This is a genomic window from Nocardia sp. NPDC058244, assembly GCF_042882065.1.
Taxonomy (GTDB): domain Bacteria; phylum Actinomycetota; class Actinomycetes; order Mycobacteriales; family Mycobacteriaceae; genus Nocardia.
In genome coordinates, this window is record NZ_JBHVWX010000010.1 from 289,783 (window position 1) to 315,566 (window position 25,784).

General features: G+C 64.7%; 23 protein-coding genes and 1 pseudogene. 7 read left to right on the forward strand and 17 right to left on the reverse strand.

All coding sequences use genetic code 11. The features are described 5' to 3' along the window. Positions 1 to 155: 155 nt before the first annotated feature. The gene (locus ACFVW6_RS29930; RefSeq protein WP_355277402.1) at positions 156 to 1,634 is read right to left on the reverse strand and encodes a glyceraldehyde-3-phosphate dehydrogenase; all 1,479 of its coding nucleotides are present in this window, start codon (positions 1,632 to 1,634) and stop codon (positions 156 to 158) included. 1,195 nt (positions 1,635 to 2,829) lie between these two features. On the opposite strand from ACFVW6_RS29930, the gene xerC reads away from it, so the two are divergent. Beyond that, entirely contained in the window at positions 2,830 to 4,023 is a 1,194-nt protein-coding gene (xerC, locus tag ACFVW6_RS29935) for a tyrosine recombinase XerC (protein WP_378830670.1), read from the forward strand. A 494-nt stretch (positions 4,024 to 4,517) separates the two neighbouring features. Here xerC and ACFVW6_RS29940 read toward each other — a convergent pair whose 3' ends face one another. Continuing rightward, a complete protein-coding gene (locus ACFVW6_RS29940; RefSeq protein ID WP_378830673.1) occupies positions 4,518 to 4,988 on the reverse strand; it encodes a winged helix-turn-helix transcriptional regulator in 471 nt (156 codons plus the stop codon). Positions 4,989 to 5,187: 199 nt separating this feature from the next. Here ACFVW6_RS29940 and ACFVW6_RS29945 point away from each other — a divergent pair, with 199 nt between their 5' ends. From ACFVW6_RS29945 to ACFVW6_RS29960, 4 genes and pseudogenes are all read left to right on the forward strand, one after another. Further along, positions 5,188 to 5,376: a hypothetical protein gene (locus ACFVW6_RS29945; protein ID WP_378830676.1), complete on the forward strand. Its 189-nt coding sequence runs from the start codon at positions 5,188 to 5,190 to the stop codon at positions 5,374 to 5,376. Further along, a complete protein-coding gene (locus ACFVW6_RS29950; RefSeq protein ID WP_378830678.1) occupies positions 5,373 to 7,205 on the forward strand; it encodes an FAD-dependent oxidoreductase in 1,833 nt (610 codons plus the stop codon). The genes ACFVW6_RS29945 and ACFVW6_RS29950 overlap by 4 nt, the downstream gene beginning before the upstream one ends. 1,215 nt (positions 7,206 to 8,420) lie before the next feature. Beyond that, positions 8,421 to 8,819 (forward strand): annotated as a pseudogene (locus tag ACFVW6_RS29955) (site-specific integrase); the annotation flags it as partial. Between the two features lie 69 nt (positions 8,820 to 8,888). Further along, positions 8,889 to 9,617 carry a tyrosine-type recombinase/integrase gene (locus tag ACFVW6_RS29960; RefSeq protein ID WP_378831306.1) on the forward strand — a complete coding sequence of 243 codons (729 nt, stop codon included), beginning with the start codon at positions 8,889 to 8,891 and terminating at the stop codon, positions 9,615 to 9,617. Between the two features lie 220 nt (positions 9,618 to 9,837). Here ACFVW6_RS29960 and ACFVW6_RS29965 read toward each other — a convergent pair whose 3' ends face one another. From ACFVW6_RS29965 to ACFVW6_RS30035, 15 genes are all read right to left on the reverse strand, one after another. Continuing rightward, positions 9,838 to 10,191, reverse strand: coding sequence for a hypothetical protein (locus ACFVW6_RS29965; protein WP_378830680.1), 354 nt, complete (start codon positions 10,189 to 10,191; stop codon positions 9,838 to 9,840). Continuing rightward, positions 10,188 to 10,661 carry a MaoC family dehydratase gene (locus ACFVW6_RS29970; protein ID WP_378830682.1) on the reverse strand — a complete coding sequence of 158 codons (474 nt, stop codon included), beginning with the start codon at positions 10,659 to 10,661 and terminating at the stop codon, positions 10,188 to 10,190. Before ACFVW6_RS29970 ends, ACFVW6_RS29965 begins: the two co-directional genes overlap by 4 nt. Further along, positions 10,658 to 11,419 carry a 3-oxoacyl-ACP reductase FabG gene (gene fabG / locus ACFVW6_RS29975; RefSeq protein ID WP_378830685.1) on the reverse strand — a complete coding sequence of 254 codons (762 nt, stop codon included), beginning with the start codon at positions 11,417 to 11,419 and terminating at the stop codon, positions 10,658 to 10,660. The genes ACFVW6_RS29970 and fabG overlap by 4 nt, the downstream gene beginning before the upstream one ends. 246 nt (positions 11,420 to 11,665) lie before the next feature. Continuing rightward, positions 11,666 to 12,181, reverse strand: coding sequence for a twin-arginine translocation pathway signal (locus tag ACFVW6_RS29980; RefSeq protein WP_378830687.1), 516 nt, complete (start codon positions 12,179 to 12,181; stop codon positions 11,666 to 11,668). Continuing rightward, entirely contained in the window at positions 12,178 to 12,702 is a 525-nt protein-coding gene (locus ACFVW6_RS29985; RefSeq protein WP_378830689.1) for a hypothetical protein, read from the reverse strand. The genes ACFVW6_RS29980 and ACFVW6_RS29985 overlap by 4 nt, the downstream gene beginning before the upstream one ends. A gap of 1 nt (position 12,703) precedes the next feature. Next, positions 12,704 to 13,915: an MCE family protein gene (locus ACFVW6_RS29990; protein ID WP_378830691.1), complete on the reverse strand. Its 1,212-nt coding sequence runs from the start codon at positions 13,913 to 13,915 to the stop codon at positions 12,704 to 12,706. Then, positions 13,915 to 15,051, reverse strand: a complete 1,137-nt coding sequence (locus tag ACFVW6_RS29995; protein ID WP_378830694.1) for an MCE family protein — start codon at positions 15,049 to 15,051, stop codon at positions 13,915 to 13,917. The genes ACFVW6_RS29990 and ACFVW6_RS29995 overlap by 1 nt, the downstream gene beginning before the upstream one ends. Then, a complete protein-coding gene (locus ACFVW6_RS30000) occupies positions 15,048 to 16,322 on the reverse strand; it encodes an MCE family protein (protein ID WP_378830696.1) in 1,275 nt (424 codons plus the stop codon). Before ACFVW6_RS30000 ends, ACFVW6_RS29995 begins: the two co-directional genes overlap by 4 nt. Continuing rightward, entirely contained in the window at positions 16,319 to 17,341 is a 1,023-nt protein-coding gene (locus tag ACFVW6_RS30005; protein WP_378830699.1) for an MCE family protein, read from the reverse strand. The genes ACFVW6_RS30000 and ACFVW6_RS30005 overlap by 4 nt, the downstream gene beginning before the upstream one ends. After that, entirely contained in the window at positions 17,338 to 18,351 is a 1,014-nt protein-coding gene (locus ACFVW6_RS30010) for an MCE family protein (protein ID WP_378830701.1), read from the reverse strand. The genes ACFVW6_RS30005 and ACFVW6_RS30010 overlap by 4 nt, the downstream gene beginning before the upstream one ends. After that, positions 18,348 to 19,532 (reverse strand): MCE family protein, encoded by a 1,185-nt coding sequence (locus tag ACFVW6_RS30015; protein ID WP_378830703.1) that lies wholly within the window; start codon positions 19,530 to 19,532, stop codon positions 18,348 to 18,350. The genes ACFVW6_RS30010 and ACFVW6_RS30015 overlap by 4 nt, the downstream gene beginning before the upstream one ends. Next, complete coding sequence (locus ACFVW6_RS30020) at positions 19,529 to 20,332, reverse strand: ABC transporter permease (RefSeq protein ID WP_378831308.1); 804 nt, start codon at positions 20,330 to 20,332, stop codon at positions 19,529 to 19,531. Before ACFVW6_RS30020 ends, ACFVW6_RS30015 begins: the two co-directional genes overlap by 4 nt. A gap of 60 nt (positions 20,333 to 20,392) precedes the next feature. Next, the gene (locus tag ACFVW6_RS30025) at positions 20,393 to 21,160 is read right to left on the reverse strand and encodes an MlaE family ABC transporter permease (RefSeq protein WP_378831310.1); all 768 of its coding nucleotides are present in this window, start codon (positions 21,158 to 21,160) and stop codon (positions 20,393 to 20,395) included. 139 nt (positions 21,161 to 21,299) lie between these two features. Beyond that, complete coding sequence (locus ACFVW6_RS30030) at positions 21,300 to 22,448, reverse strand: serine hydrolase domain-containing protein (protein ID WP_378830705.1); 1,149 nt, start codon at positions 22,446 to 22,448, stop codon at positions 21,300 to 21,302. A gap of 3 nt (positions 22,449 to 22,451) precedes the next feature. Next, positions 22,452 to 23,042: a QsdR family transcriptional regulator gene (locus tag ACFVW6_RS30035; RefSeq protein ID WP_378830708.1), complete on the reverse strand. Its 591-nt coding sequence runs from the start codon at positions 23,040 to 23,042 to the stop codon at positions 22,452 to 22,454. Between the two features lie 510 nt (positions 23,043 to 23,552). On the opposite strand from ACFVW6_RS30035, the gene ACFVW6_RS30040 reads away from it, so the two are divergent. Next, positions 23,553 to 24,422, forward strand: a complete 870-nt coding sequence (locus ACFVW6_RS30040) for a crotonase/enoyl-CoA hydratase family protein (RefSeq protein ID WP_378830711.1) — start codon at positions 23,553 to 23,555, stop codon at positions 24,420 to 24,422. Between the two features lie 59 nt (positions 24,423 to 24,481). Further along, a partial coding sequence (locus ACFVW6_RS30045) for a long-chain-fatty-acid--CoA ligase (RefSeq protein WP_387793369.1) occupies positions 24,482 to 25,784 on the forward strand: 1,303 nt, incomplete at its 3' end.

Below are 25,784 nucleotides of genomic sequence, written 5' to 3' on the forward strand. Positions count from 1 at the left end.
CAGGGGGCTCAACGGCCCGGGCGCCGAACGCCCTTTCGACTCGATGTCATGTGCCCAGTATGCACATCACCGCCCGGCTCGACAACGCGAGGGCCGGGCAGGCGGGCGCCGACCGGAGGTCGCGCGCCCGCCTGATCCGCAGGTCGCGGTGCGGATTACCGCCCGTCGGCGGCCGCCAGCGCGGGCTCGGCGGTCGGCGCGCCGATCTGCGGGTAGGTCGGGTACTCGATGCCCGAGATGTACTGCACGGTGCGCACGACCTGGCACGAGTAACCGAACTCGTTGTCGTACCAGACGTAGAGGATCGCGGTGTCGCCCTCGACGATCGTGGCGTTGGCGTCGATGATCGACGCCGCGCGCGAGCCGATGAAGTCGCTCGAGACCACGTCGTTGGCGGCGGTGTAGTCCAGGTTGCGGCTCAGCGGACCCGCCAGCGAGACCTGACGCAGGTACGCGAGCACGTCCTCCTTGGTCGTCTCCTGCGCGAGCTGCAGGTTCAGGATCGCCACCGAGACGTCCGGCGTGGGCACCCGGATCGAGTTACCGGTGATCTTGGCCTTGAAGTCCGGCATCGCCTTCGCGACGGCGGACGCGGCGCCGGTCTCGGTGAGCACCAGGTTGAACGGCGCGGACCGGCCGCGACGGTCGGCCTTGTGGTAGTTGTCGAGCAGGTTCTGATCGTTGGTGAACGAGTGCACCGTCTCGACATGTCCACGCAGGATGCCGAATTCGTCGTCCATCGCCTTGAGCGGCGGCACGATCGCGTTGGTCGTGCAGGAGGCGCAGGAGAAGATCTGCTGGGACAGGTCCAGGCTGCGGTGGTTGACGCCGTGCACGATGTTGGGCACATCGCCCTTGCCCGGCGCGGTCAGCACGACCTTGGCGATACCGGGGCGCAGGTGCTGGGACAGACCGTCGCGATCGCGCCACCGGCCGGTGTTGTCGATCAGGATGGCGTTGTCGATGCCGTACGCGGTGTAGTCGATCGTGGTCGGGTCATCGCTGTAGATGAACTTGATGACATTGCCGTTGGCGGTGATCGTGTCGTTGTCGGTGTCGACCTTGATGGTGCCGTTGAAGTGGCCGTGCACCGAGTCCCGGCGCAGCAGCGAGGCACGCTTGGCCAGATCGTCGTCACCGCCCTTGCGGACCACGACGGCGCGCAGGGTCAGCCCGTTGCCGGACCCGGCCTTCTCGATGAGCAGCCGGGTCACCAGCCGACCGATGCGGCCGAAGCCGTAGAGCACGACATCGCGCGGGCCCTGCGGTTCGGCCTTGTTGCCGTCGATCACCTCGGCCAGCACCGTCGCGGTGAACTCCGCGATGGACAGCCCGCGGTCGTCGGCGCGGTAGGCCATCACCAGCTGACCGAGGTCGATCTTGCACGGCCCCAGGTCCAGCTCGCTGAGCGCCTGCAGGAAGGGCAGGGTCTCGTCGACGGACAGTTCCTCGCCGGCGATCTGCCGCGCGAACCGGTGCGTCCGCAGGATGCTGATCACCGACTTGTTCACCAGCGACCGGCTGTGCAGCAGGATCGTCACGCCCGTGCCGCGGTACAGCGTGCCGATGATCGGGATCATCGCCTCGGCAGCGGCTTCCTGAGCGTTCCAGCGGTCAAGTTGTTCGGTGGTCACCACACGTCCTCAGGGTTCTCGTTGATAGTCACCCTCGATGCTAAGGAGCACCGCGTTTTCACTGCGACCGGCTACCCATCAGTGAGGTTTCCGCCACTCCGCAGGACACGGCGGCATCACCTCGGCCTATCCGCCGGCAGCGATTTCCGCAGGTCGACTTGGGTCGTTCCGGCGGCTTTCCGGCGTCGCACGGGAGGGTGCCGTTTCGTGCTCGAGAGCGCGGGCACCCGAGTGTGTAGGGCACCGGCGCACCCGAGGCCCCCGATCCCCACTCCGGAGCCCACGCTGCCCGACCCGTCGGCGCTGCGGTGGACGAGCCGGTCCTTCTCCGCATAGGCGCGCACCGCCGACCGTGGCGGCGCGTTCTCCAGCCACCACCGCATCATCGACACGCGGGGCCGCTCGCGTGATGCACTCGTCGTTTCCGATCCCCTGCTCGACCGGGACGAATCAGTCGTCGGGACCGAGGGCTACTACATCGATGTATCAGGGTCCGCCGCCGAGTGATGCCCGGAACTGGTGCACCGAACAGAGATGGAAGCCGACGGCGTTGAACTCCGCACGCAGTACCAACGAAAATGGCCGGCCGACATGCAACCATGTCTGACCAGCCATTATGTGTGGTCCCAGCTGGTTTCGAACCCGCCGAGACTCCGTCAACGAAACCGGCCCCTACCTCGAAAAAACAGGGCCCTACCAGGGTGATCGCGCACCACACCGCCCGAGCAAACGTACGCATCAATGGGCAGGATTGGGCTGCGCTATTGCACGTATATTGCACGGACGACCGAACCCCACCAGTCCGGGACTGCTTGTCGGTGTGAGTTCGCACACTCCGGCGGCTGAGGCGCTGGACAGGTGTCGGTGACAGTCGGTGGCAAACTGCCCGAAGATCGGGTTTCCTGGACGTGGAAGAACCACTGATCGGGCAACAGAACAGGTGCCCGATGCACACTGCGGACAACGCCCGCCCACGCAGGTCGTCAGGCAGGCCCACCAAGCATGCGCCCCCAGCGCCACCGCACACGGCCGGCCCAGATGTCCCCGAGGCCGAGGAATCAACCGAACGCCCGGACCCGGTCCCCCAGCGCGGACGTCCCGGAGGAAACCCGACCGCTGCCGGCCCGCGGTCCGATCTCTTCCGCCACCACCGTGCACCGTCGCCAGTCCGCTGGTGGCACCGACGGGAGGACAAATGACCACCCCGCACCGCACCCGCCGCCCATTCGGCGGAATCCGCCAACTCCCCTCCGGAAACTGGCAAGCCAACTACACCGGCCCGGACAAAACCATCCACAAAGCCCCCACCACCTTCCCCACCCGAATACGCGCCGAAGGCTGGATCGCCACCGAACACGAACTCATCCGACGCGGCACCTGGACTCCCCCAACCACCCGCACCCCGACCGAGCCCTCACCGGCTCCAGTCCTCTTCGGGCAATACGCCGCACGAGTCATCGCAACCCGAGTCTCGCGACGCGGACGACCACTGGCCAGACGAACCGTCGACTCCTACACCTACCTACTCCGCGAACACATCAACCCCACCTTCGAAACCACACCCCTCACCGACATCACCCCCGAGATGGTCCGCGACTGGTACAGCAACGTCACCCGCGTCCGCCCACGACGAGCCATATCCAACGCGACCGACAATGCGGTGCCCACGACACGAGCCCGCGCCTACGAAGTCCTTCGCATGGTCCTCAACGTCGCCATCGAGGACGGTCACATCACCCACAACCCCTGCCGGATCACCGGCGCCACCACCGTGCAACCCGCACACGACACCACCGTGCTCACCCCACACGAGATCGACGCCCTCGCCGCCGCCATGCCCGAACACCTCTCCGCATCCGTGCTGCTAGCCGCATGGTGCGGACTACGCCCATCGGAGACCTTCGAACTCCGCCGCCGAAACCTCGACACCGACTGCACCACCCTCACCATCACCAACGCCGCCACCTACCGCAACGGCCACACCATCATCGACCGCCCCAAACACGGATCCACCGGAGAAGTCCCGATCCCCCACTACATCCGCACCACCATCCGCGCACATCTCGACAAACACGTCGACCCACAACCAGATTCACTGCTGTTCCCCGACCCCGACACCGGCCACACCATGCGCGAATGGGTCTACCGCCGCATCTTCAACCAAGCCTGCACCGACATCGACCGACCCGACTTCCGACCCGGCGAACAACGCCACACCGGCGCAACCCTCGCCGCACAAGCAGGCGGCACCCTCCCCGAGGTGATGCAACGACTCCGCCACAAAACCCCACACGCCGCCATCCGATACCAGAAGATCGCCGACGGACGCGCCCAAGCCCTCGCGCAGGACATCTCGAAACTCGCCGACGACCTTACGGATCCGCAGTAGCCACAGCTGGGGCATCCTCGATGCCTTGATCTTCCGTAGGCTCCTGCTGGCCGTTTCATGATGAGCCGCAGGTGAACTCGCAGTACCCGTGAACACCCCGGTCGCCGACTTGACGTCGATCAAGGTGGATGACCTCCGCGCCCGGCTGGCGATCGATCGAGACCAAGTCAGCAGTTGCTGATAGTGGCATGTGGATTCGATCGCCTTTCCACGCTCTTGTCAGGCGCGAAACGCCCGTGGTTCCAATCTCGACTTAGCTCGCCGAGGCACGAACTTGCGACCTCCCACCACCCTCGCTCACCCGAGCCCTCGGTCCCGCTCGGGCCTGACGTCGGACAGTGGCGACCAGGGTTTCCATCCTTCCGATCGAGTGATTCCCAACCCCGCTGCGGGTGCCTCTATGATTTGCGGACCGTGATCAGGTCGGGAACCTGCCAGCCTCCTTGGCGACCTCCGGATCATGTTTGCGACTGCGGTCATCGACGTGAGGCGATCTACCCGCGGCGAGTGCGAGCGGACGCGCCCGGGCGCACGACGACCTCGGTGTGAACAAGGGCGGCGTGGTCGTGGCTGCACTCGACGACCACTCGCACGGGCGCGTCGCAATCGGCGTGGCGGACATCCAGGAACGGTCCCTCCGGATCGGCCGTGTATTTGTCTCCCCATTGCATCAAGGAGACGACGACCGGCCACAGGTCCCAGCCCTTCTCGGAAAGCCGGTACTCGTTGCGAGTGCGTCCGCCCGGCGGCCGGTATGGCTGGGTCACCAGGATGCCCGCAGCGACGAGCTTGCGGAGCCTGTCGGCAAGAACGGCCTCGGACATGCCCAGATGGTCGCGAAAGTCGTCGAATCTGCGGACGCCGTTGATCGCTTCGCGAACGATCAAAAGGCTCCACTTCTCGCCGACCAGCTCCAGGGTTCGCTGCACGGGGCAGTTCTCGGTGTCCAGACTGAGCCAGTCCACCTCGCACCTCACTTCGATATTGACAGTCAGGTGCATCCTAGCTAACTTCGCCTACAAAAGTCATCTCGCAAGTCAGCACCGCGACGAATACCGACGCAGCGACCGCAGCCCAGTAGGTGACGTTCAGGATCTGCGCCATCGACCTGTCGAATTCGGCGCACCGGCCCTCGCCCCAACAGCCGAACGACCAGGAGACCTCATGACATCAACGCTTGTCGTCGATCCGTTGAACAACTTCACATCTCGCCACGCACTGGCGTGGCCGACCCCCAGCAGCGATCGCAGCCATGTCGTCTACGCGCCGCGTCGTCGCGCCACCGCACACAACACCATCGAAGTCGGGCCATACCGGCTGACGCCTGCCGACCTCACCTCGCTCGCACGGTGACCGCCACCGAACGCCGCTCTCCGAGCGCGGCGCGTCTGCTCGTGCAGGCAACGGACTTTCACGATCGAGGCGGCTGGCTGCTCGACTCGCAGTTCGACATCGAGATGGGCGCGCCCTACCTTTTGGCCCATGGCCTCGGGGTGCCGGTGGCCGACGCTCGAGCGACGGTCGAGATCCCCGAGACGGGCAACTACCGCGTCTGGGTCCGCACCAAGGACTGGGTACCGACGCACCACCCGGGGCGCTTCGCCGTCACCATCGGCGACCACACACTCTTGAAGGAATTCGGAGCCAGCGGCCAGGGGTGGACCTGGGAAGACGCCGGACTCCTGCACCTCACCGGCGGCCAGACAGAGGTGACCCTGCACGATCACACAGGCTTCGACGCACGATGCGATGCGATCTACCTCAGCCTCGACGAGGCACCGCCGCCCGAAGGCGGCACCGCTGAGGCACGCGAATGGCGCCGCCGCTTGCGCGGCCTTCCTGAAATCCCCTCGGATGGAGGGGAATTCGATGTTGTGATCGTGGGTGGCGGTGTCACGGGCGCAGCCGGAGCACTGGCGGCCGCCAGGCTGGGACTGCGGGTCGCCCTCCTGCACAATCGGCCCGTTCTCGGGGGAAACGCAAGCGTCGAGATCGGCCTCACTCCCCGCGGCGAGACCGGACCACTCGTGCATGAGCTGTCGACGCGCCACCCCGAAGGCGATCTGATGGCACGCCAGGTCCTCGAGGCGGAATCGACCGCGACGGTCTACACCGAGCACCAGGTCTACCGGGTACTCACCGACGAGCGACGAGTCACCGCGATCGATGCCCGCGACACACGGACAGGGCAGGAGTATCGATTCTCCGCTCCGCTCGTCATCGACTGCAGCGGGACCGCGATCGTCGGTCTGCTCGCAGGCGCACGAACCCTGTTCGGCCACGAATCCATGGCCGAGTACAACGAACCGACGGCTCCAGCCGAGCATCTCGACCAGCATCACGGTCACACGCTGTTCTTCCGGACTCGCGAGCACTCGGTGCCGGTTCCGTTCCCGAATGCCCCCTGGGCGCAGGCTGTCGCGAAGGACTACGCGGATCTCAGCGGGCAACTGGTGGAGCCAGGGGTAGACAACGGGCCAGGTCCCGTAGCTGGGCGATTCCGTGATCCGGATCCGGCCATCCGTCGCCGAATGCTGTTCCCCGCCACGCACTTCTGGGAGTACGGCCAGTGGCTCGACCCGTATACCCAGGGCGAGGAAATCCGCGACCATCTGCTGTGCGCGATCTATGGAACATTCGCCAACGTCAAGGCTCTCGAACCAGATACCTTCGCAAACCTGGCTCTCGACTGGGTCGCCTTCGTCGCAGCACAAGGCGAGTTCCGACGGTACCTCGGAGGCTACGTAATGACTGAGAACGACATTCGAGAGCATCGACGATTCCCCGACACCGTGGCGATGAACTCCGGGGCGTTCTGCTTGCACTACCCGATCGACGACAACTACGACTTCCGCTTGAAGGATTGGAAGTGGGACACCCGCGACGGCCTACCGTTCGAAGTGCCGTTCCGATGCCTGTACTCAGCCGACCTGGACAACGTGATGATGGCCGGCAAACACATCAGCGTCACCCACATCGCCGGATCGGTCACGAAGTTCATGGGCAACGGGGCCCAGCATGCGATCGCAACGGCCGCCGCAGCCTCCCTGTGCCTGAAGTACGACCTCACACCCCGCCAGCTCTGCGACAACCACATCGAGGAGTTGCGCCGGATCGTCGGCCACCTGACGGATACGGTGAGGCAGGAGGCCGATTCCAGTCGAATGAACCAAGTGCCTTGAATCAAACCTTCACCGGCACGCAGTAGCGAGTAATCCATCGATCCAGGCCCACCTAGCGGGCCGGAAATCCGGGCGAGAAGCCCAGCCATGACGGACATTCGCGCGTGCACCCCCAGACGTGCAGGCCGCCCGAGGCCTCAGCAGCAGTGCTCGGCAGCCAACGACCGGATCCCGATCGTGACGAACATTCTCGGCTGCCGGCCATCGACACCGGATCTACGGGCTGACGCACGCTGTCGCGAATCCAGGTAAAGCGGGGTGCCAACCGCTAGCTTGTGTCAAGCCAGTGCCAGGCCGATTACCCCAGTCAGGAACTCCCCGAGCTAGTAGCTCGGGGAGTTCGGCGTTCGGATGTGCCCACCAGGCAGCCAAGTGGCATCCGCGCCATGTTCAGTCGACTTCGATCGGCCCGTTCCAAGCCAGTCGAAGAACGAACCAGACGAACACCGCCCGTCCCGTTTGCCGAGAACACCGGCCAATCCGCACCGCTTCAGATTGACCAGCGAGCGACACTGCCGCCCGACGAGCGATCAACGCCGCGGGTGGCACCGTCAGGCAAGCCCGTGCCACGTTTCTGCACGCAATCTGCACGAAAAATGGCTGGCCGACGTTAAAAACCACGCCTGACCAGCCATTATGCGTGGTCCCAGCTGGTTTCGAACCCGCCGAGACTCCGTCAACGAAACCGGCCCCTACCTCGACAAAACAGGGCCCTACCAGGGCGATCGCGCACCACACCGCCCGAGCAAACGTACGCATCGATGGGCAGGATTGGGCTGCGCTATTGCACGTATATTGCACGGACGACCGAACCCAACCAGTCGGGGACTGCTTGACGATGTGAGTTCGCACACTCCGGCGGCTGAGGCGCTGGACAGGTGTCGGTGACAGTCGGTGGCAAACTGCCCGAAGATCGGGTTTCCTGGACGTGGAAGAACCACTGATCGGGCAACAGAACAGGTGCCCGATGCACACTGCGGACAACGCCCGCCCACGCAGGTCGTCAGGCAGGCCCACCAAGCATGCGCCCCCAGCGCCACCGCACACGGCCGGCCCAGATGTCCCCGAGGCCGAGGAATCAACCGAACGCCCGGACCCGGTCCCCCAGCGCGGACGTCCCGGAGGAAACCCGACCGCTGCCGGCCCGCGGTCCGATCGCTTCCGCCACCACCGTGCACCGTCGCCAGTCCGCTGGTGGCACCGACGGGAGGACAGATGACCACCCCGCACCGCACCCGCCGCCCATTCGGCGGAATCCGCCAACTCCCCTCCGGAAACTGGCAAGCCAACTACACCGGCCCGGACAAAACCATCCACAAAGCCCCCACCACCTTCCCCACCCGAATACGCGCCGAAGGCTGGATCGCCACCGAACACGAACTTATCCGACGCGGCACCTGGACTCCCCCAACCACCCGCACCCCGACCGAGCCCTCACCGGCTCCGGTCCTCTTCGGGCAATACGCCGCGCGAGTCATCGCAACCCGCGTATCGCGACGCGGACGACCACTGGCCAGACGAACCGTCGACTCCTACACCTACCTACTCCGCGAACACATCAACCCCACCTTCGAAACCACACCCCTCACCGACATCACCCCCGAGATGGTCCGCGACTGGTACAGCAACGTCACCCGTGTCCGCCCACGACGAACCACATCCACGACCGGAGACTCCGACGCGGTGCCCACGACACGAGCCCGCGCCTACGAAGTCCTTCGCATGGTCCTCAACGTCGCCATCGAGGACGGTCACATCACCCACAATCCCTGCCGGATCACCGGCGCCACCACCGTGCAACCCGCACACGACACCACCGTGCTGACCCCACACGAGATCGACGCCCTCGCCGCCGCCATGCCCGACTACCTCTCCGCGTCCGTGCTGCTAGCCGCATGGTGCGGACTACGACCGTCGGAGACCTTCGAACTACGCCGCCGAAACCTCGACACCGACTGCACCACCCTCACCATCACCAACGCAGCGACCTACCGCAACGGCCACACCGTCATCGACCGCCCCAAACACGGATCCACCGGAGAAGTCCCGATCCCCCACCACATCCGCACCACCATCCGAACCCACCTCGACAAACACGTCGACCCACAACCGGACTCACTACTGTTCCCCGACCCCGACACCGGCCACACCATGCGCGAATGGGTCTACCGCCGCATCTTCAACCAAGCCTGCACTCACATCGGCCGACCCGACTTCCGCCCCGGCGAACAACGCCACACCGGCGCAACCCTCGCCGCACAAGCAGGCGGCACCCTCCCCGAAGTCATGCAACGACTCCGCCACAAAACCCCACAAGCCGCCATCCGCTACCAGAAGATCGCCGACGGACGCGCACAAGCCCTCGCGCAGGACATCTCGAAACTCGCCGACGACCTTACGGATCCGCAGTAGCCACAGCTGGGGCATCCTCGATGCCTTGATCTTCCGTAGGGGCATGCGGGCCGCTTCAGCTCGCGTGGCACCGACATTCAGCAGGTCGTCGTAGCCGGGTGGACCCGGAGGGCGGCGGCCTGGGTCCTGAGCTGAAACGAGCGGCTTAGGCCGAACGGGTGTCGCCGCAGACATCGGCGAGGTGCCCGAGGGGTGGGGTGAAACCACTGACGTCAGTCATCTATGGAATGACCCAGTTTTGCTCGCACGGCAGGCGCGGCAGCAACAGCGCAGCCGTATCGGCCAGCAACGTGGCCACTGCATTCGTGTGGGTGGCGTTGAAAGCGGCCACGAATCGGCATGCTGCGCTCACGCACGCCTCGTAGAACAGGTCTAGGCGGTCGCCTCCGATGTCGGACCAGCGGATCTGGACGATGACATCCGGCTCAGCGAAGGGTGAAGTGCGATTCTCGGGCATAGTGGGCCAATGGGAGTAGTTGCCGGGCATGTTCGCGGCGGCGAGACCGCCGTGTTCCCAGAGGGAAGGTGTCGCCGCTGCCGAGACGGTGGCCTCGGTGACGGCGTGGAATATCAACGGGATCGGCTGGCCTCGGCTGGAACCAGAACGGTGACAGCTTCTACGACACACGCCGGCTTACTGCTGCCGCGACGTTCGATCGTGACCTTGGTGACCATCTGGTACCCAGATGCTGCCTCGGAGACCGAAGTCAGCTCGACGCCCGCCCGGACTGCCGAGCCGACCGGCACCGGTGCGGGGAATCGAACCTTGTTGGCGCCGTAATTGACACCCATTCGCATGCCCTCGACCGTGTAGATCTGCCAGGTCAGCATCGGGACGAGCGATAGCGTCAGGTAGCCGTGCGCGATAGTGCCGCCGAACGGGCCTTCCATCGCTCGCTCGGTGTCCACGTGAATCCACTGGTGGTCCCCGGTCGCCTCGGCGAACTTGTCGATCTGTTCTTGCGTGATGATGTGCCACTCGGAGTGCCCCAGATGAGTACCTACGGCTTGTTGGAGTCCGTAGAGGCCGTCGAGATATTTCACGAGCGTGGCCCTCCTGCCACATAGAGCACCTGACCCGAGACGAACCCCGCACCCTCGCTCACGAGGAACGACGTAGCGTGTGCGATATCGGCGGGCGTGCCGGTGCGGCCGACTGGGATCTCCGCAGCGGCAGCGCTTTTGAACTCGTCGAACGACATCCCGATGCGCGCCGCGGTCGCCGCTGTCATCTCGGTCTCGATGAATCCAGGTGCGATCGCGTTCGCGGTGACACCGAACTTGCCCAGTTCCAGCGCCAGCGTCTTGGTGAAGCCTTGCAGGCCGGCCTTCGCTGCGGCGTAGTTGGCTTGCCCTCGGTTGCCGAGCGCGGACGTGCTCGACAGGTTCACGATTCGACCCCACCGCAGGGTGGTCATGTGTGCTTGCACCGCACGGGCCATGAGGAAGGATCCGCGCAGATGGACCCTCAGGACCAGGTCCCAATCGTCGGTGGTCATTTTGTACAGCAGGTTGTCGCGCAGGACACCGGCGTTGTTCACCAGGATGGTCGGCGGGCCGAGTTCGTCGGCTACCCGCTCGACGGCAGATCGGACGCCGAGTTCGTCGGAGACGTCGGCGCCGACGGCAACCGCCTTACCCCCGGCTCGCTCGATCGCCTCGACGATCGGTTTGCCGGCCGCCTCGTCCAGGTCTACGACGGCGACGGCGTGGCCGTCACCGGCCAGTCTCAGCGCAATTGCCGCACCGATGCCGCGTGCTGCGCCTGTGACGACGGCGGTCCGGGGTGTGACTGTGGTCAACGTTCACTCCTGTTTCGGTTGGTGGTCTTCGGATGGAGGTTGCTGGGATCGAGGTCCGACTGGGTAGTTCGACTGCTGATCGGGACAACGTCTCGAATCCGTGCTGCGGTCGCGAAGAGTTCCACCGCGCCGCACCGCGAACGGTCGTCTCACACCGGCAACTGACCTCGAATCAGCAGGTAGGCGATCGCTGTGACAATCTGTTGAATCGGATCCACCAGGTCGATTTGCATCTGTTGCTCCCGTCTATGCAGGGTCGAATTTCGCTACGAGCCAAGTCGTTCCGTGGCGCTCCATTTCGATCCGGACCGTGGTGCTTGTCGTTGTCGGCTCAGCGATGTCGACTGTTTTCGTCGACTGGTTCAGGAACACCAAGACCGCAGCTCGGTCTTCGCTGAACTCGGTGATCGCTTTCCCGACGACGGTCGCGGAGGTGTCGATCTTCTTCTCCTTCGCCGCGGGGATGACGACGTCGCGGGTGAAGGAGCTGTAGTAGTCGGCGAAGGAGCCGGTGAGTAGGTCGCCCGCGCGTTTGAGGTCGGTGTCGACAGTGTCCGACCCGTAGCTGAGGATCGCGACGGTGGCATTGGTGGCTGCGTCGACTGCTGCCTGTTGTCGCGTGGGCCCGGCGGCGGTGTCGCGTGCTGCGATGACGAATGCCAGGTATGCCCAGCCGAATACGGCCACCAGTGCGGCGATCGCGCACAGCGCGAGTGCGGTTCGTCGCCGGGAGAGAGGGGGTACGTGCCGGATAATGCTCATGCCACGAACTCCACTTTCGACATCTTGTAGCGGTCGTGGTCGTCGGTCATCGTGACGCGCAGGCGCCAACTTCTGGTTTCGTTCTGGGCGCCGGCGCCGTTGGTGACCGACGAGGTCGCGTACACCAGCACCGTCGCCGATCCTGCTTCCCTGGATTCGATTCCTTGGGCTACGACCTCGCCGGTGGTGACTACTTTTGCTTGCTGGACAACGGATACGAACGATGCTGAACGGGCCTCGAAGTCCTTCTTGAACGTGCCGGTGGATTGGTCGAGGACGTTCTTGACGTCGTCTGGGGCCGAGGTGTCCCGGATCGAGATCATCGCTTGGATTCCCGAGCGGGCGGCGTCGAGGATCTCGGCGTCCTCGATGCGCTGTCGCTCCATTGCGCGGTGGTCACGCAGCGTTGTTGCCGCCAGTCCGGTGAACACCGCAGCGACGATCGCCAATCCGAGAGTCGTGGCGACGAGCCGGTCGAGGCGGCGCAGCGCTCGTGTGAGGGCGGTTATTCGGTCGGCCATGTCATTTCTCTCCCGTCTCGAGGGGGGTGTTCTCACCGAGCGGGACGTAGCCGCTGGGGTCCTTGCATTGCTCGACCGTGGGTGCGCGTCGGCCGGGGTTTTCGATACATGGCAGGTTTCGCGCGCCGCGGACGACGGTCGGGTCGTTCTGTGGGACAGCACAGAACGCGGCGGTCTGCAGCGGAGTCGGATCCGAGTCCTGTGCTGAACGCCGTTGGCTGGGAGGAAGGAATCCCGTCGTGCACGGCGGGGGCACATTGACGTTGAGGTTGAAGTCGAGGTTGCCCATCGATGGTTCCGAGCCGGCGGTGATGCTCTGGATCGCGACCGCGACCGCAGGATAGATGACGAGGACCTGCTCGACACTCATGTTGTAGATGCGCAGGACATCAGCGAGGGAACCGAGGTTGCCGAGTGCGCGAGGAAGGGTGGATCGGATGTCGGCGAACAGGGCAGCGCCGCTCTCCCCCGCCGGTCCGCCGTTGTCGATCAGACTGCGCAGAGCCGCGTCTCTGTCTGCGACGGTTCGGGTGATGGAATCGAGGTATCCCGTCCATGCGCGAAGTGATTCCGCGCTCGCGACCTGAGTGGCGAGAAGCGGCCCCACGCCGTCGATGAGCGATCGTGTCGGGCCGATGTTCTGCAGGCCCTCGTCGATGAAGGCGCCTGTTCCATCCAGGATCTGCTGAAGATCGTTGCCGCGGTTACGGAAAGCGGTGCCGCTTTCGTCGATGAGGACGCGCAGGTCACCACGGGGGACGTCATCCAGTGCCGAATCGAGCGTGTCGATGAGTGCGGAGGTGGGTGTGGGCAATCGACCGCCGACGATCGTGTCGCCGTCGTTCAGGTAGGGGCCGGAGGCGGTCTGTGGGAGCAATTCGATGTACTGCTCGCCGATGGCGGATCGACTGTGCACTTCCGCGATGATGTCGGTCTTGGGGATATCGATGGCGGCGTCGAGGAACATCGTGACGACGACGGTGTCGTCGTCGACACGCAAGTTGTCGACGACTCCGACCTGGACACCGCGGTAGGTGACGTTGGACTTGGCGTACAGCCCGCCGCCCGCGGGGAGGATCAGCTCGACGGTGTTTCGGCCTATTCCGAGCATGGCTGGGACGCGCAGGTACTTCATCCCGATCCACGCGACGGCCAGGACGGTGATGGTGGCGAAGGCGATCAGCTGGTATCTGACGAGTCGAGACAGCAGCATCAGTTACCGCCTTGTTCGGTTGGCCGGGGGTTGCCCAGGTTCAGCGGGGTGATGAGTGGGTTTCCCGGGGTCAGGGGGAAGGGTGGGAGCTGGCCGATGATGCCGCCGAGCGAGGCAAGCTGACCCATCGCGGGTGTTCCGGTCAGCAACGCCCGGTCGAGCCGAGCCGTCGTCAGGTCCAGGTTCAGGAAGAGGTTCGCGAAGTCGCCTTGTATCGCGTTGCGATAGGTGTTCATCGGGAAAGGCAGGGTGGCCAGCAGCGAGAGCGAGGAGGTCAGCGATGGTCCGGAGTCGGCCAGTGCGCGTAGCGCCGGCTCGAGTGCCCGCAGGTCGGCGTCGAGGTCGGCGCGGCTGGCCGTGATGAGGGCGTCTGCCGATCGCGCGAATCGGCCGATGGCGTCGATCGCACCGATAAGGTTCTCGCGCTGTGCATCAAGTGTCGCCAGCGCCGGGTCCAAGGTCACAAGCGCGTGGTCGAGCGTGCCGCGGTCGTTGGCGACGATGGTCGAGAAGCGGTCGAGCCCTTGCAGCGCGGCGACGATGTCGTCGCGCTGCTGGTTGAGCCTCGCGGTGAAGTCACGCACGTTGGTGAGAAGGCTGCGGACGGTGTCCTCCCTACCGGACAATGCGTCACCCACTTCGCGGTTGATCTCGGCGAGTTTGCCGACACCTCCGCCGGTGAGCAGGAACGACAGGGTCGACAGGGTCTGCTCAGTAGTGGGATAGGCGTCGGCGCGGTCCAGCGAGATACGGTCACCGTTGTGCAAAGCCGTGGTAGCTGAGCTCATTTCGGGTGGTATGAGTTCCAGGTGTGCAGAGCCGAGCAGGCTCGTGGCGCCGATCTTGGCTGTTGTGCCGTCCGGCAATGCGACTTGCGGTTCGAGGGAAACCGTGACAAGTGCGTGCCTACCTTCGACTCTGATCGACCGGACGGTCCCGACTGTCACATCGTTGACGCGTACCCGCGCATTCTCGGTGAGCGTGGAAACGTCCGGCATCTCGATGTCGAGCGACCACGAGCCTTCCCCGGTTCCGGTGGCTCCGGGCAGTGGTAGTTGGTTGAGTCCGGTCCATCCGCATCCAGTGAGAATGGATGCTGTTCCGAGCAGGCCCACCAGACGTGCGCACAAACTCATCGGTGACCTCCTGGCAGCGGAAACGTAGGCAGCATGAGTCCTGGTAAGCCGGGAAGCGACGGTGCCGGTGCGGGCGTCTGGACAGGCTCGGGAATGCGGTTCGGTACGGGGGGCGCCTGGGCGAGAGCGGGGTCGCTGTAGTCGATCTGGTCAGGCAGTGCGCCAACCGAGTTCCCGACCACAGCACCGATCGGCGGGTAGTTGAAGGAGAGGGTTTTCAGCAATGGCCCGAGGTAGTGGATGCACAGTTTCGTTGCTTCCTCGGCGCCTTGTTCTCCGGCGGCGGCGATGGCCGAGCAGATGAATTGGACCGGATTGGCGAAGTTCGTCATCGCCAATGCCCCAGTCAGGGAGTTCTGTGCGGGTTGGTAGATGTTCTCGAGGTTCGCCAGCACGGTCGGCGCGGAATGAAGGACCTGCTCGAGGTCGCGTCGCCGGTCCACCAGGGCTTGTGTGGCCCCGCCGAGCTTGTCCACAGTGTCACCGATGCCCGCCCTGTTCTCGTCGACGAAGACCTTCAGGTCGGCCACCGCGGCATCGAGATCTGTGATGGCACCACCCACGGAGATCTCGCTGGTCGCGACGACTTCGGACACCGTTGCGAGTCGATCTCCGAACGCGACGATCTGCGCGTGGCTTTGCGCAAGCGCGTCGACTAGCACCGACAGGTTCCGGACGGCGGCAAAGAGGTCGCTCCGGCCGTCGGACAAGGTGGTGATCGCCCGCGCCAGGTCGGTCAGTGTCTGATTGAACGTGGCTCCGTTGCCTCGCATGGCGTCGGCGGCGTCGGTGACGAAGGCGCCCAGGCTTCCGGGCTCCTCTGGCTGTGGACCCAATCGTTTCGCCAGTCGTGTGAGCTGTTCTTTGATCTTGTCCCACTCGACCGGCACCGCTGTCCGCTCTTCGGGGATAGAACCGCCGTCAGGCAGTTCTGGCCCGCCGGCATAGGCAGGTGCGAGCTGGACGAATCGGGCGGTGACCAGTGTCGGTGACACGACGACAGCTTGCGCGTCGGCAGGCAGCTGCCAGCGTCGGTCCAGGGACAGGTGGACAGCGACCCGGGTGCCTTCTGGTTCGATGCTGTCCACGACACCGACCGTGACGCCGAGAATGCGCACGTCATCACCCGGGTACAGCCCCACTGCCGCGGGGAAGTAGGCGACGATCGTCTTGTCGTTGAGCCGTGGAACGATCCCGTAGCTGATGACCGCCATCACGACGAGAAGTCCAGCGATCGTGCTGCCTACCAACATCTTTCGGTTGTTCTTCATCGCGGCGCCTCCGGAGGTGGAACCCGTCCGTCGCCCAGGGCGGCGTCGACGAACGGTTGAATGAGCTGGCCGGGAATCAGGTTTCCGACGTAGGCGTTGAAGAACGGGCCGCTACCGACGGCCTCACCGAGAGTTCCCATGTACTTGACGAGGCCTGGCAGCGCGGCGTCGATGGAGCTCTTGTTCCGCTCGAGCAGGTCGAGCACGCTGTTCAGGCGCGCCAGTGTCGGTGCGAGTTGGTGGCGGTTGTCGTCGACGAGGCCGCTGATCTGCTGGGCGACGGCCGACAACGCGTTCGACAGTTTCGCGATCGCCGATCGTCGGGCGTCCAGCTCGGCGAGGATACGGTTGCCGTCGATCACCAGGGTGTTGATCTGTCTGCTGCGTTCGGCCAGCACGCCGGTGACCTTCGATCCGTCGGCGAACAGCTGCCTCAAGGTCTCGTCGCGAGAGGCCAAACTTGCCGACAATCGAGCGACGCCGTCGAGCGCGTCGTCGAGTTCTGGCGAGGCATCTTCGAGCACACCGGATGTCGTGTGCAGAGCTTCGGACAGCTGCTCGGTGTCGATTCCGGCAACGTTGTCGGTGAGTTTTCCGAGCTCGGTGGGCAGGTCGTACGGTGATCGCGTTCGTTCCAGGGGAATCGCGGAGGAGTGGTCGAATTGCTTGCTGTCGGCGCTCGGCGTGAGCACGATCGCTTTGCGACCGAGCGCGGTGCGTGTCCGGGCCTGCGCACTGGGAGCGGCGCCGAGAGCAAGATCGGCGCGGACTCGCATCGTCACTTCGACGTCGGTGCCCCGCAGCGTGATATCACGCACTGACCCCACGTTCACGCCCGCGAACTCGACGCGATCGCCTGTCTTCAGCCCACCCGCGTCGGCGAAGATCGCGCGGATCTCGTTGTCGGAGTTGAGCACGGGCAGTCGGTCGTAGTTGGAGACGGTGGCGACGGTCGCCAGGACGAGGACTCCGCCGACGAGACCGGCTCGCAGTGTGTTTCGGTTCTCGTATCGCCTCATTGTGGTGTCACGCACCTGCCCTGTTTCTGTTGCACGAGTTTCGTGACGATCGGAGCTCCGGCTGGGCCGTCGATCTTCAACGTCACCGCGCAGAGGTAGAAGTTGAAGAAGCTGCCATAAGCGCCCAGCCGGGTCAGCCGTTGGTAGGCATCGGGCAAAGCGGTGAGGACGGCTTCGACCTGCGCCCTACCGTCGTCGAGAAGTGTTGCCGCGCGGTTGGTCTGGGCGATGGAGTCTCGCAGTGATTGGCGGTCCGCGACGAGCAGTTCCGTCAGCGTCGTGGAGGCCGATTCGACGTGCGCGAGCGCGTCCGCGACCGGGGTTCCCTTCTCCGCCAGGGCCGAGACCAGTTGCTGAAGGTGGTCGATCACACGAGATAGCGCGCCGCTGTCGTCGCCGACGGTGGCCAGTACCGCACCCAAGTTGGTGATGACCGACCCGATGAGGGCGTCACGATCGGCCAGGGAGCTGGTGAGGACCGCGATCTCCTGCAAGACGCCGGTGATGGTTCCGCCCTGCCCTTGCAGGACGCGGAGGAGCTCACCGGTCAGTCGATCGATCTGATCGGGGTCCAGCGACCGAGTCAGCGGGGCAAGCCCGCCGAGGAGCGAATCGATGTCGAGGGCCGGCGCAGTGTGCGCTGACGAAATGGTGGCCCCCGCCGGCATCGGGTCGCCTACTTGATCGCCGTTGACGAGCTCGAGATATCGATCTCCGAGCAAGTTCGCGTAGCGAACTTTCAGGCGCGCGTCACGGGTAACCCGGATGTCGCGAGCGACGTCGAACACGATGTCGACGTTTCTGCCGCGCAGCTCGACCTCGCCCACGCGGCCCACGTCGACGCCGGCTATGCGGACGACGTCACCCTCGGTGAGGCCGGACACATCGGCGAATTCGGCGCGATAGTCGGTCCTGCCGTCGAGACGGATACGACCGAGCACCAACACGAGCAGTCCGAGAACCATGATCATCGTGAGGGCGAAACCGCCGAACTTCAGAGCGTTCCTCATCGCGGTCCTCCTGGGATGCCGTAGAGCATGAAGTCCAGGACGTTGAGCTGCGCCGGTCGATCGGTAGGCCGGTACGGATTCACACCGGTGTCGGTGACGAGGTATTTCGCTGGGCCCTTGGCGATGTCGAGGTGAGGTAGTTCGCCACACCGCGGACCACCACTGGCAGCGACCTTGGGCAAGTCGTCAGGGTATCGATAGGGCATTTCACCTGCCAGGAACGTGGCGCTGATGTTGACTCCCGGCACCGCGGCACCGACAAAGGTCTCGATGTCGGCCCGCGCCTTGTCCAGACCTTGGAAAAAGCACGGCAGCGCGGGTGAGTACCTGTCGAGCAGTTCGGCTGTCGGGCGGATCGACCGCAACAGAGATTCGGTGGCTCGACCGTTTGCGTCGAGTAGTTCGCCACCGGCGCGTCCCACACCGATGGCCGCCAAGAAGAACCTGTCGAGTCCGTCGGCATTGTCGACCACCGTCGTTCCGGTCGTCGACAGCGAGCGCAGGATCTCGATGACGTTCGGCGCGGCGTCGGCGTAGATCGTGGCGACCTCAGCCGTTGCTGCCAGGTCGCGTTGCAGATTGTCCAAGCTCGGGTGCAGCTGGGTCAGGTACTCATCGGCTTGATCGATTGTGCGCCCGAATTGCTGGCCCCGACCACGCAGGGCGTCGGAGATCGCCGAGAGGGTCGCGTTGAGGTTCTCGGGTGCGACGGATTCCAAGACCGCGGTCAGCCGCTGGAACAGGGTGTTGATCTCGGGAGTGACATCTCGGTTGTCGATCGTGTCTCCGCTCGAAATCATCTGGATCGAACGATTTTTCGGAATCTGCAGGGCGACGTATTTCGCGCCGAAGACTGTCGTGCTTTCGATCGCGGCGCCGATGTTGGCCGGAATCGACTGTGCGTGGTCCGGGTCGAGATCGAGCTCGATCGACACGAACTCGCCTTCTTCCCTGATTCTTCCGACACTGCCGACCTGCACGTCGAGCAGCTTCACCCTCGCCCCGGCTTCGAGATTCACTCCGGACCGCTGTGCCAGCAGACTGATGGTGACGCTGTCGGTGAACTCGCCCCGGAACTGGGCGACGACGAGTGCGGCGACCACGATGACGCACCCGGTGAACAGGACTCCTGCTGTGGTGACATGGGGTTCCCGCGGCCCCTTCCGCACTCTCCCGATCATCCGGCGAAGTTGAATTTGCCGGACGTGCCGTATACAGCCAGCGACACAGCCAACGTCACGAAAACCACCGCAGCCAGTGACGCGCGGACAGCCCGACCGACTGCCTCGCCGACGCCTGCTGGCCCACCGCTGGCGGTGTAGCCGAAGTAGGTGTGGATGAGCATCACAACCAGTCCCATCAATATCGCCTGCAGGAACGACCACAACAGATCGGTAGGCACGAGGAAGGTGTAGAAGTAGTGGTCGTACACGCCGCCCGATTGCCCGTAGACGAGCACCGTTGCCGTGCGGCTCGCGAGGAACGAGGCGATGACGGCCACGCCGTACACAGGAACGATCGCCACCATGCCGGCAAGGATCCGCGCTGATGCCAGATACGGAATCGAGCGCACACCGATCACTTCGAGCGCATCGATCTCCTCCGAGATGCGCATGGCACCGATCTGGGCTGTCGCCCCGGCGCCGATCGTCGCCGCGAGGCCTACCCCGGCGATCACCGGGGCCGCTACCCGCACATTCACATAGGCGGCGATGAATCCGGTGAGCGCTTCGACACCGACGTCGCCCAGCGTCGTATAGCCCTGCAGGGCAACGACAGCCCCGGCCGACATCGTCAGGAATCCGACGATGACGATCGTGCCGCCGATGACTGCCAAGGCACCGGACCCGAGTGCGACCTCGGCGATCAGCCGCAGCGTTTCGCGACGGTAGTTGGCCAGTGCGATCGGGATTTCGACGATCGCCGTGCGATAGAAGACCGCTTGCCTGCCGATCTCGTCGAACGCCCGCTTCACTGCCATGACGCGAAGAAACAGGAAACGAGCCGGTCGGGAGGTGAATCGAGGTACTGCCAGCGTCATTCAGCTACCTGCTGTCATCTTGATGCCGATCGCCGTGAGGGCGATATTGACGAAGAACAAAGCCATGAATGCGTAGACCACCGTCTCGTTCACCGCCTGGCCGACACCTTTGGGCCCGCCCCGCACGGTGAGGCCGCGCGAGCAGGCGACGAGTGCGGCGATCAGACCGAACATCCCTGCTTTGACCTCGGAGATCACCAGCTCGGGCAGTCTGGTCAACAGCGGAATTCCATCGACGAACGCGCCCGGTGTCACGTTCTGGAAGTACACCGAGAAGAAGAAGCTCCCCACGATGCCGATCGCGCACACCAGCGCGTTGAGCAGGAGTGCGACCACGGTCGATGCGAGCACCCGTGGGGCGACCAGCCGGACGACCGGGTCGATGCCGAGCACCTCGAGTGCGTCGATTTCCTCCCGGATGGTCCGCGACCCGAGGTCGGCGCAGATCGCGGTTGCGCCTGCGCCGGCGACGACCAGCACGGTGACAACCGGCCCCACCTGGGTCACCGCACCGAGCGTCGCGCCCGCGCCCGCGATGTCCGAGGCACCGAACTCCGCGGCAAGGATGTTGAAGGTGAAACTGATCAACGCCGTGAAGGGAAGTGCGACGAACAAGGTGGGCAGCAACGAGACCCGAACGATGAACCAGCACTGATCGAGGAACTCTCTACCTTGAAACGGCCAGGTCACCATGCCACGGAACGCGTCGAGCGACAGAAAGAAGAACTCTCCCAGGGAACGTAGTGGTCCTTGGACAAGAGCTCGCATCGTTGTACTCCCGCTGTCGAATCGAATCACGTTGTGACCGTGCGTGTTTGAATCCGGTGGCGAATGAACCGGAAAGGCTCGGGCAGTTGAGCCGCCCCAAGCGTGGCGATCGAGCCAGCCTGATCGCGGCGAGGCTGCGCTAGACCGCTTGGGCGTGGATCGTCTGGTAGACCGCGCGCAAATATGCCTCGCTCCGCGGTGAACCGAGGATGCCCAGGCCCATCTTGTTCATCATGTAGGTGACGGTCATACGCCGGTCCAAGTCCATGACGACCATCGATCCGCCCCAACCACCCCAGAAGCAGATCCGCTCGTCGGGGATGTAGGAGAGGGTGCGAGGTTCGGGCAGGCCGAAGCCGATGCCGAACCGCAGAGGGACACCGAGTACGAGATCTCGGCCGTTGCTCTGTTCCTCGAAGATCAGCTCGATCGTGGCCGGGGACAGCAAGCTGACGCCGTCGACGGTGCCGCCGCGGGAAATGACCGACATGATGCGAGCGAGGGACCGCGCATTGCCGTGGCCGTTGTAGGCACCGAGATCCGCGAGGCGCCACGGGGCGGTGTTGGCGGCCGCCGCATCCAGGGGTGGGGTTCCCAGGGCTTTGCGAAGCAAGTTGTCCTCGGGCAGTGCCGTGAGGTCGATCGGCAGTGGCGGCGGGGGAACCACGTCGGCGATGCGCGGCCAATCCGATTCGCTTGCGCCGATGCGGAAGTCGGCTCCCAGCGGGCCCGCGATTTCGTCGGCGACGAACTGCGCCAGGGTCATCCCGGAGACTCGGCGAACGACTTCGCCGAGCAATTGGCCATAGTTCTGGGCATGGTAGCCCGAGGCTGTGCCCGGCTCCCACCAGGGCTTCTGGGCTGCCAGGCGCGAACTCGCCAGCTCCCAGTCGTAGAGGTCGTCCATGCCGAACGGCTGCTCCCACCCGGCGACGCCGGAGGTGTGCGACAACAGATGACGGAGCTCGATTCGGTCCTTGCCGTTGGCACCGAATTCGGGCCAGTATTCAGCGACCGGCGCCCGGACATCGAGTTGTTGCCGGTCGACCAACATCAGCACCGCCAAGCTCGCGACGGTCTTCGTCGACGACCAGACGTTGGTGATGGTGTCGGCTTCCCACGGCCGTGTCTGCTCACTGTCGCAGAATCCGCCCCACAGATCGACCACGACGTCACCATCGATGTCGACGACGATCGAGGCGCCCAGTTCCTCTCCGGCGACGATGTTGTTCTCGAACTCGGTTCGGAGCTCGTCGAATTCGGGGCGACATTGCCCGCTAACAGTCATGACTTACGTTCCCTTCGGTGTATATGTGGGGTCGCCGAGCAACGCAGCCACCGCGATGGCGGCCTTGCCCGCGTCCGGTTCATCTCCGGTGATGAGGTCTGCGTAGATGAACGATTCGGTGATCCGCGCGATGAGGTAGGCCAGATCGTGTGCCGCCATCGGGTGGATGAGGTGGCCACGGTCGAGTTCCTGCTGCACCACACGCTCGACGGCGCCGACGATTTCGTTCAGCACCGGGCTCTCCTTCGTCGTGAGCAGACGCAACGCACGCTCGGGTTCCCGGCGCAGGAATGCACGGAAATACGGTGCGTCGATCAGGGCCTGGCCGAATGCGTGGGTCGCATCAGCGATCCGGGCCGCGCCGCTACGAGCAGTCGCTGCAACCGCCGCGCGGTGGGTCGGCTCGGCCAGCGACCAGAGCACGGTGGCGAGCAGGTGATCGCGATTGCCGACCCAGCGGAACAGCGTTGTCCGGTCGACGCCGAGTTCGGTGGCGAGCTTCTGCATATCCAGCCGGTCGCCCTCGAGGAACTTGCGTCGTGCGACAGCGACCGCTTGATCGGCTTGAGCCTTGCTGTGACCGGGACCACTCATGAATGCAACATACTCACAAACGTAGCAACGAATCAAGTTTTTGTTGCATACAGCCCGGCCCCGGATGGCACGCCGCTCCGATCGGGCAGCGCGAACCAACCCTCCGAGGCGACGCCGAAAACACACTCTGAGCAGTGATGTTCTGCATCTCCAAGCCCGACGTAGAGGCAGCGATTCAGCATCCGGATGTCGCTATCGAGCCCCGTTCGCGGCGAATCGATATGTCGGGAAGAGTCAAATTATTGTCGCGCAGAAGCAAGTTCTGTTCACCAGCGCTGCTCAGACTTACAGCTTGTCCCGTCCTGCTGGAGAAGGCGCCCGGCAGGACCACGCTCGCCCATCGCGATCACCTGTCGAGGCGGAAGGGCAAAACGACCGGTCGGATGCCTTCGATTCCGGCCGATCATCGACGGCACAATCTTTGAGGACGGACACAGTGAGAACACGGTTCATGCGGCAGTCGACCTGGCAGGACCAGGCACCGGGATCGGCCGCGCCGGGAGCACGCCGGTGAACTATCGAACACTGCGCTACCAGGCGGACGAGTCGATCTTGACCATCACGCTGAACCGCCCTGAGAGTCTCAACGCGTTCACCGTGACCATGGCCGACGAACTCGTACACGCCTTCGAGCAGGCGAGCCGTGACGACACGATCGCCGCGGTCGTGGTGACCGGCGCCGGAGGCGCGTTCTGCGCCGGCATGGATCTGTCGGTCGAGGGCAACGTGTTCGGCTTGGACGAATCCGCACGGCCCACCCCCGCAGACATGCACCAGCGACTGACCGATCCGTCGATCCAGCAGGGTGTGCGCGACACTGGGGGACGCGTAGCTCTGGCCATCTTCGCGTGCACCAAACCCGTGATCGCCGCCATCAACGGCGCCGCGATCGGCGTCGGGGCGACGATGACATTGCCCATGGACATCCGAATCGCCAGCAGTGAAGCGCGCATCGGATTCGTCTTCGGCAAGCTCGGCATCGTTCCCGAAGCGTGCAGCACGTGGTTCCTGCCGCGCATCGTCGGAATCAGCCGCGCCCTCGAATGGACCTACTCCGCGGAAATCCTCAGCGCCGATGCCGCGTTCGAGGCGGGTCTCGTCCGAACAGTGGTGCCGGCCGACGAGCTGTTGGCGACGGCGTACGCGCTCGCGCGAAAGTTCACCACCGACCGTTCACCCGTGGCCACCTCACTCACACGGCACATGATGTACCGCAACAGCGCGCAGCCGCACCCGATCGATGCGCACCGAGTCGACTCGCTGGCGATGTTCTACACCAGCATCGGCGACGGCAGAGAAGGCGTCGACGCGTTCCTCGGCAAGAGACGCCCTCAGTTCACCGGCCGAACCAGCCATCAATTGCCGCAAGTGTTCGGCTGACCATCCCACCTACCGAGGACCACCAGATGCGACACATATCCACAGGAGACACCACACCGATGTTGAGCACCATGCAGGACGAGCCGCTTTCGCTGGCGACACTGCTGAACTACGCCTCCACCTTCCAGGGTGACAGCACCGTTGCCACCTGGACCGGCAGCGGCGTTCGGACCATGACCTACCGCGAAATGGGCGCCGAGGCAGCGCGGTTGGCCAATGCGCTGCGTGGACTCGGCATCGGTGTGGGCGACCGGGTGGCGACGTTCATGTGGAACAACAACGAGCACATGGTCGCCTACATCGCCGTACCCGCCATGGGCGCGGTGCTGCACGCGCTCAACATCCGCCTGTTCCCCGAGCAACTGGTCTATGTCGCCAACCACGCCCAGGACCAGGTCGTCATCGTCGACGGCTCACTGCTGTCGATGTTCGGCCAATACCTGCCGAAGCTCACCACGGTGCGCCATGTGATCGTCGCCAACGGCGACGCCTCGGCGCTGCAGGCGCCCGAAGGCGTTCGGGTGCACTCCTACACCGAACTTCTCGCCGAGCACCCCGACACGTTCGACTATCCCGTGATCGACGAGCGGTCGGCCGCCGCGATGTGTTACACCTCCGGCACCACCGGCGACCCGAAGGGTGTCGTTTACTCGCACCGCTCCAACTGGCTGCATGCCATGCAGGTCGCGTCGCCGATGGGCATGGGCTGCACCGGATCCGACAATGTGCTGGCGATCGTGCCGCTGTTCCACGCCAACGCCTGGGGCCTGCCCTACGCGGCGCTGATGGCCGGCACGAATCTGCTCATGCCGGATCGCTTCCTGCAGCCGGGCCCGTTGCTCGAGATGATGGCCGACCAGAAGCCGACCTTCGCCGCCGCCGTGCCGACCATCTGGGGCGGTGTGCTCGCCGGCCTGGCCGCACGGCCACAGGACATCTCGCACCTTCGCGCTGCTGTGGTGGGCGGTTCGGCTGTGCCACCGTCGATGATGCGGACCTTCCAGGAGCAGTACGGCTTGCGCATCGTCCAGGCGTGGGGCATGACCGAGACCTCACCGCTCGGCAGCGTCGCGCACCCGCCCGCGGGCGTCACCGGCGAGCAGGAGTGGGAGTTCCGTTACACCCAGGGCCGATTCCCTGCCGGTGTGCAAGCGCGACTGGTCGGCGACGACGGCAACGTCGTACCCAACGACGGAGTCTCGCTGGGTGAGTTGGAAGTCCGCGGACCGTGGATCACCGCGTCCTACTACTCCCCCGACGGCACGATGATCGACCCGGACAAGTTCGACGACGGCTGGCTGCGCACCGGCGACGTCGGCAAGATCAGCCCCGACGGCTACCTCACCCTGGTCGATCGCTCCA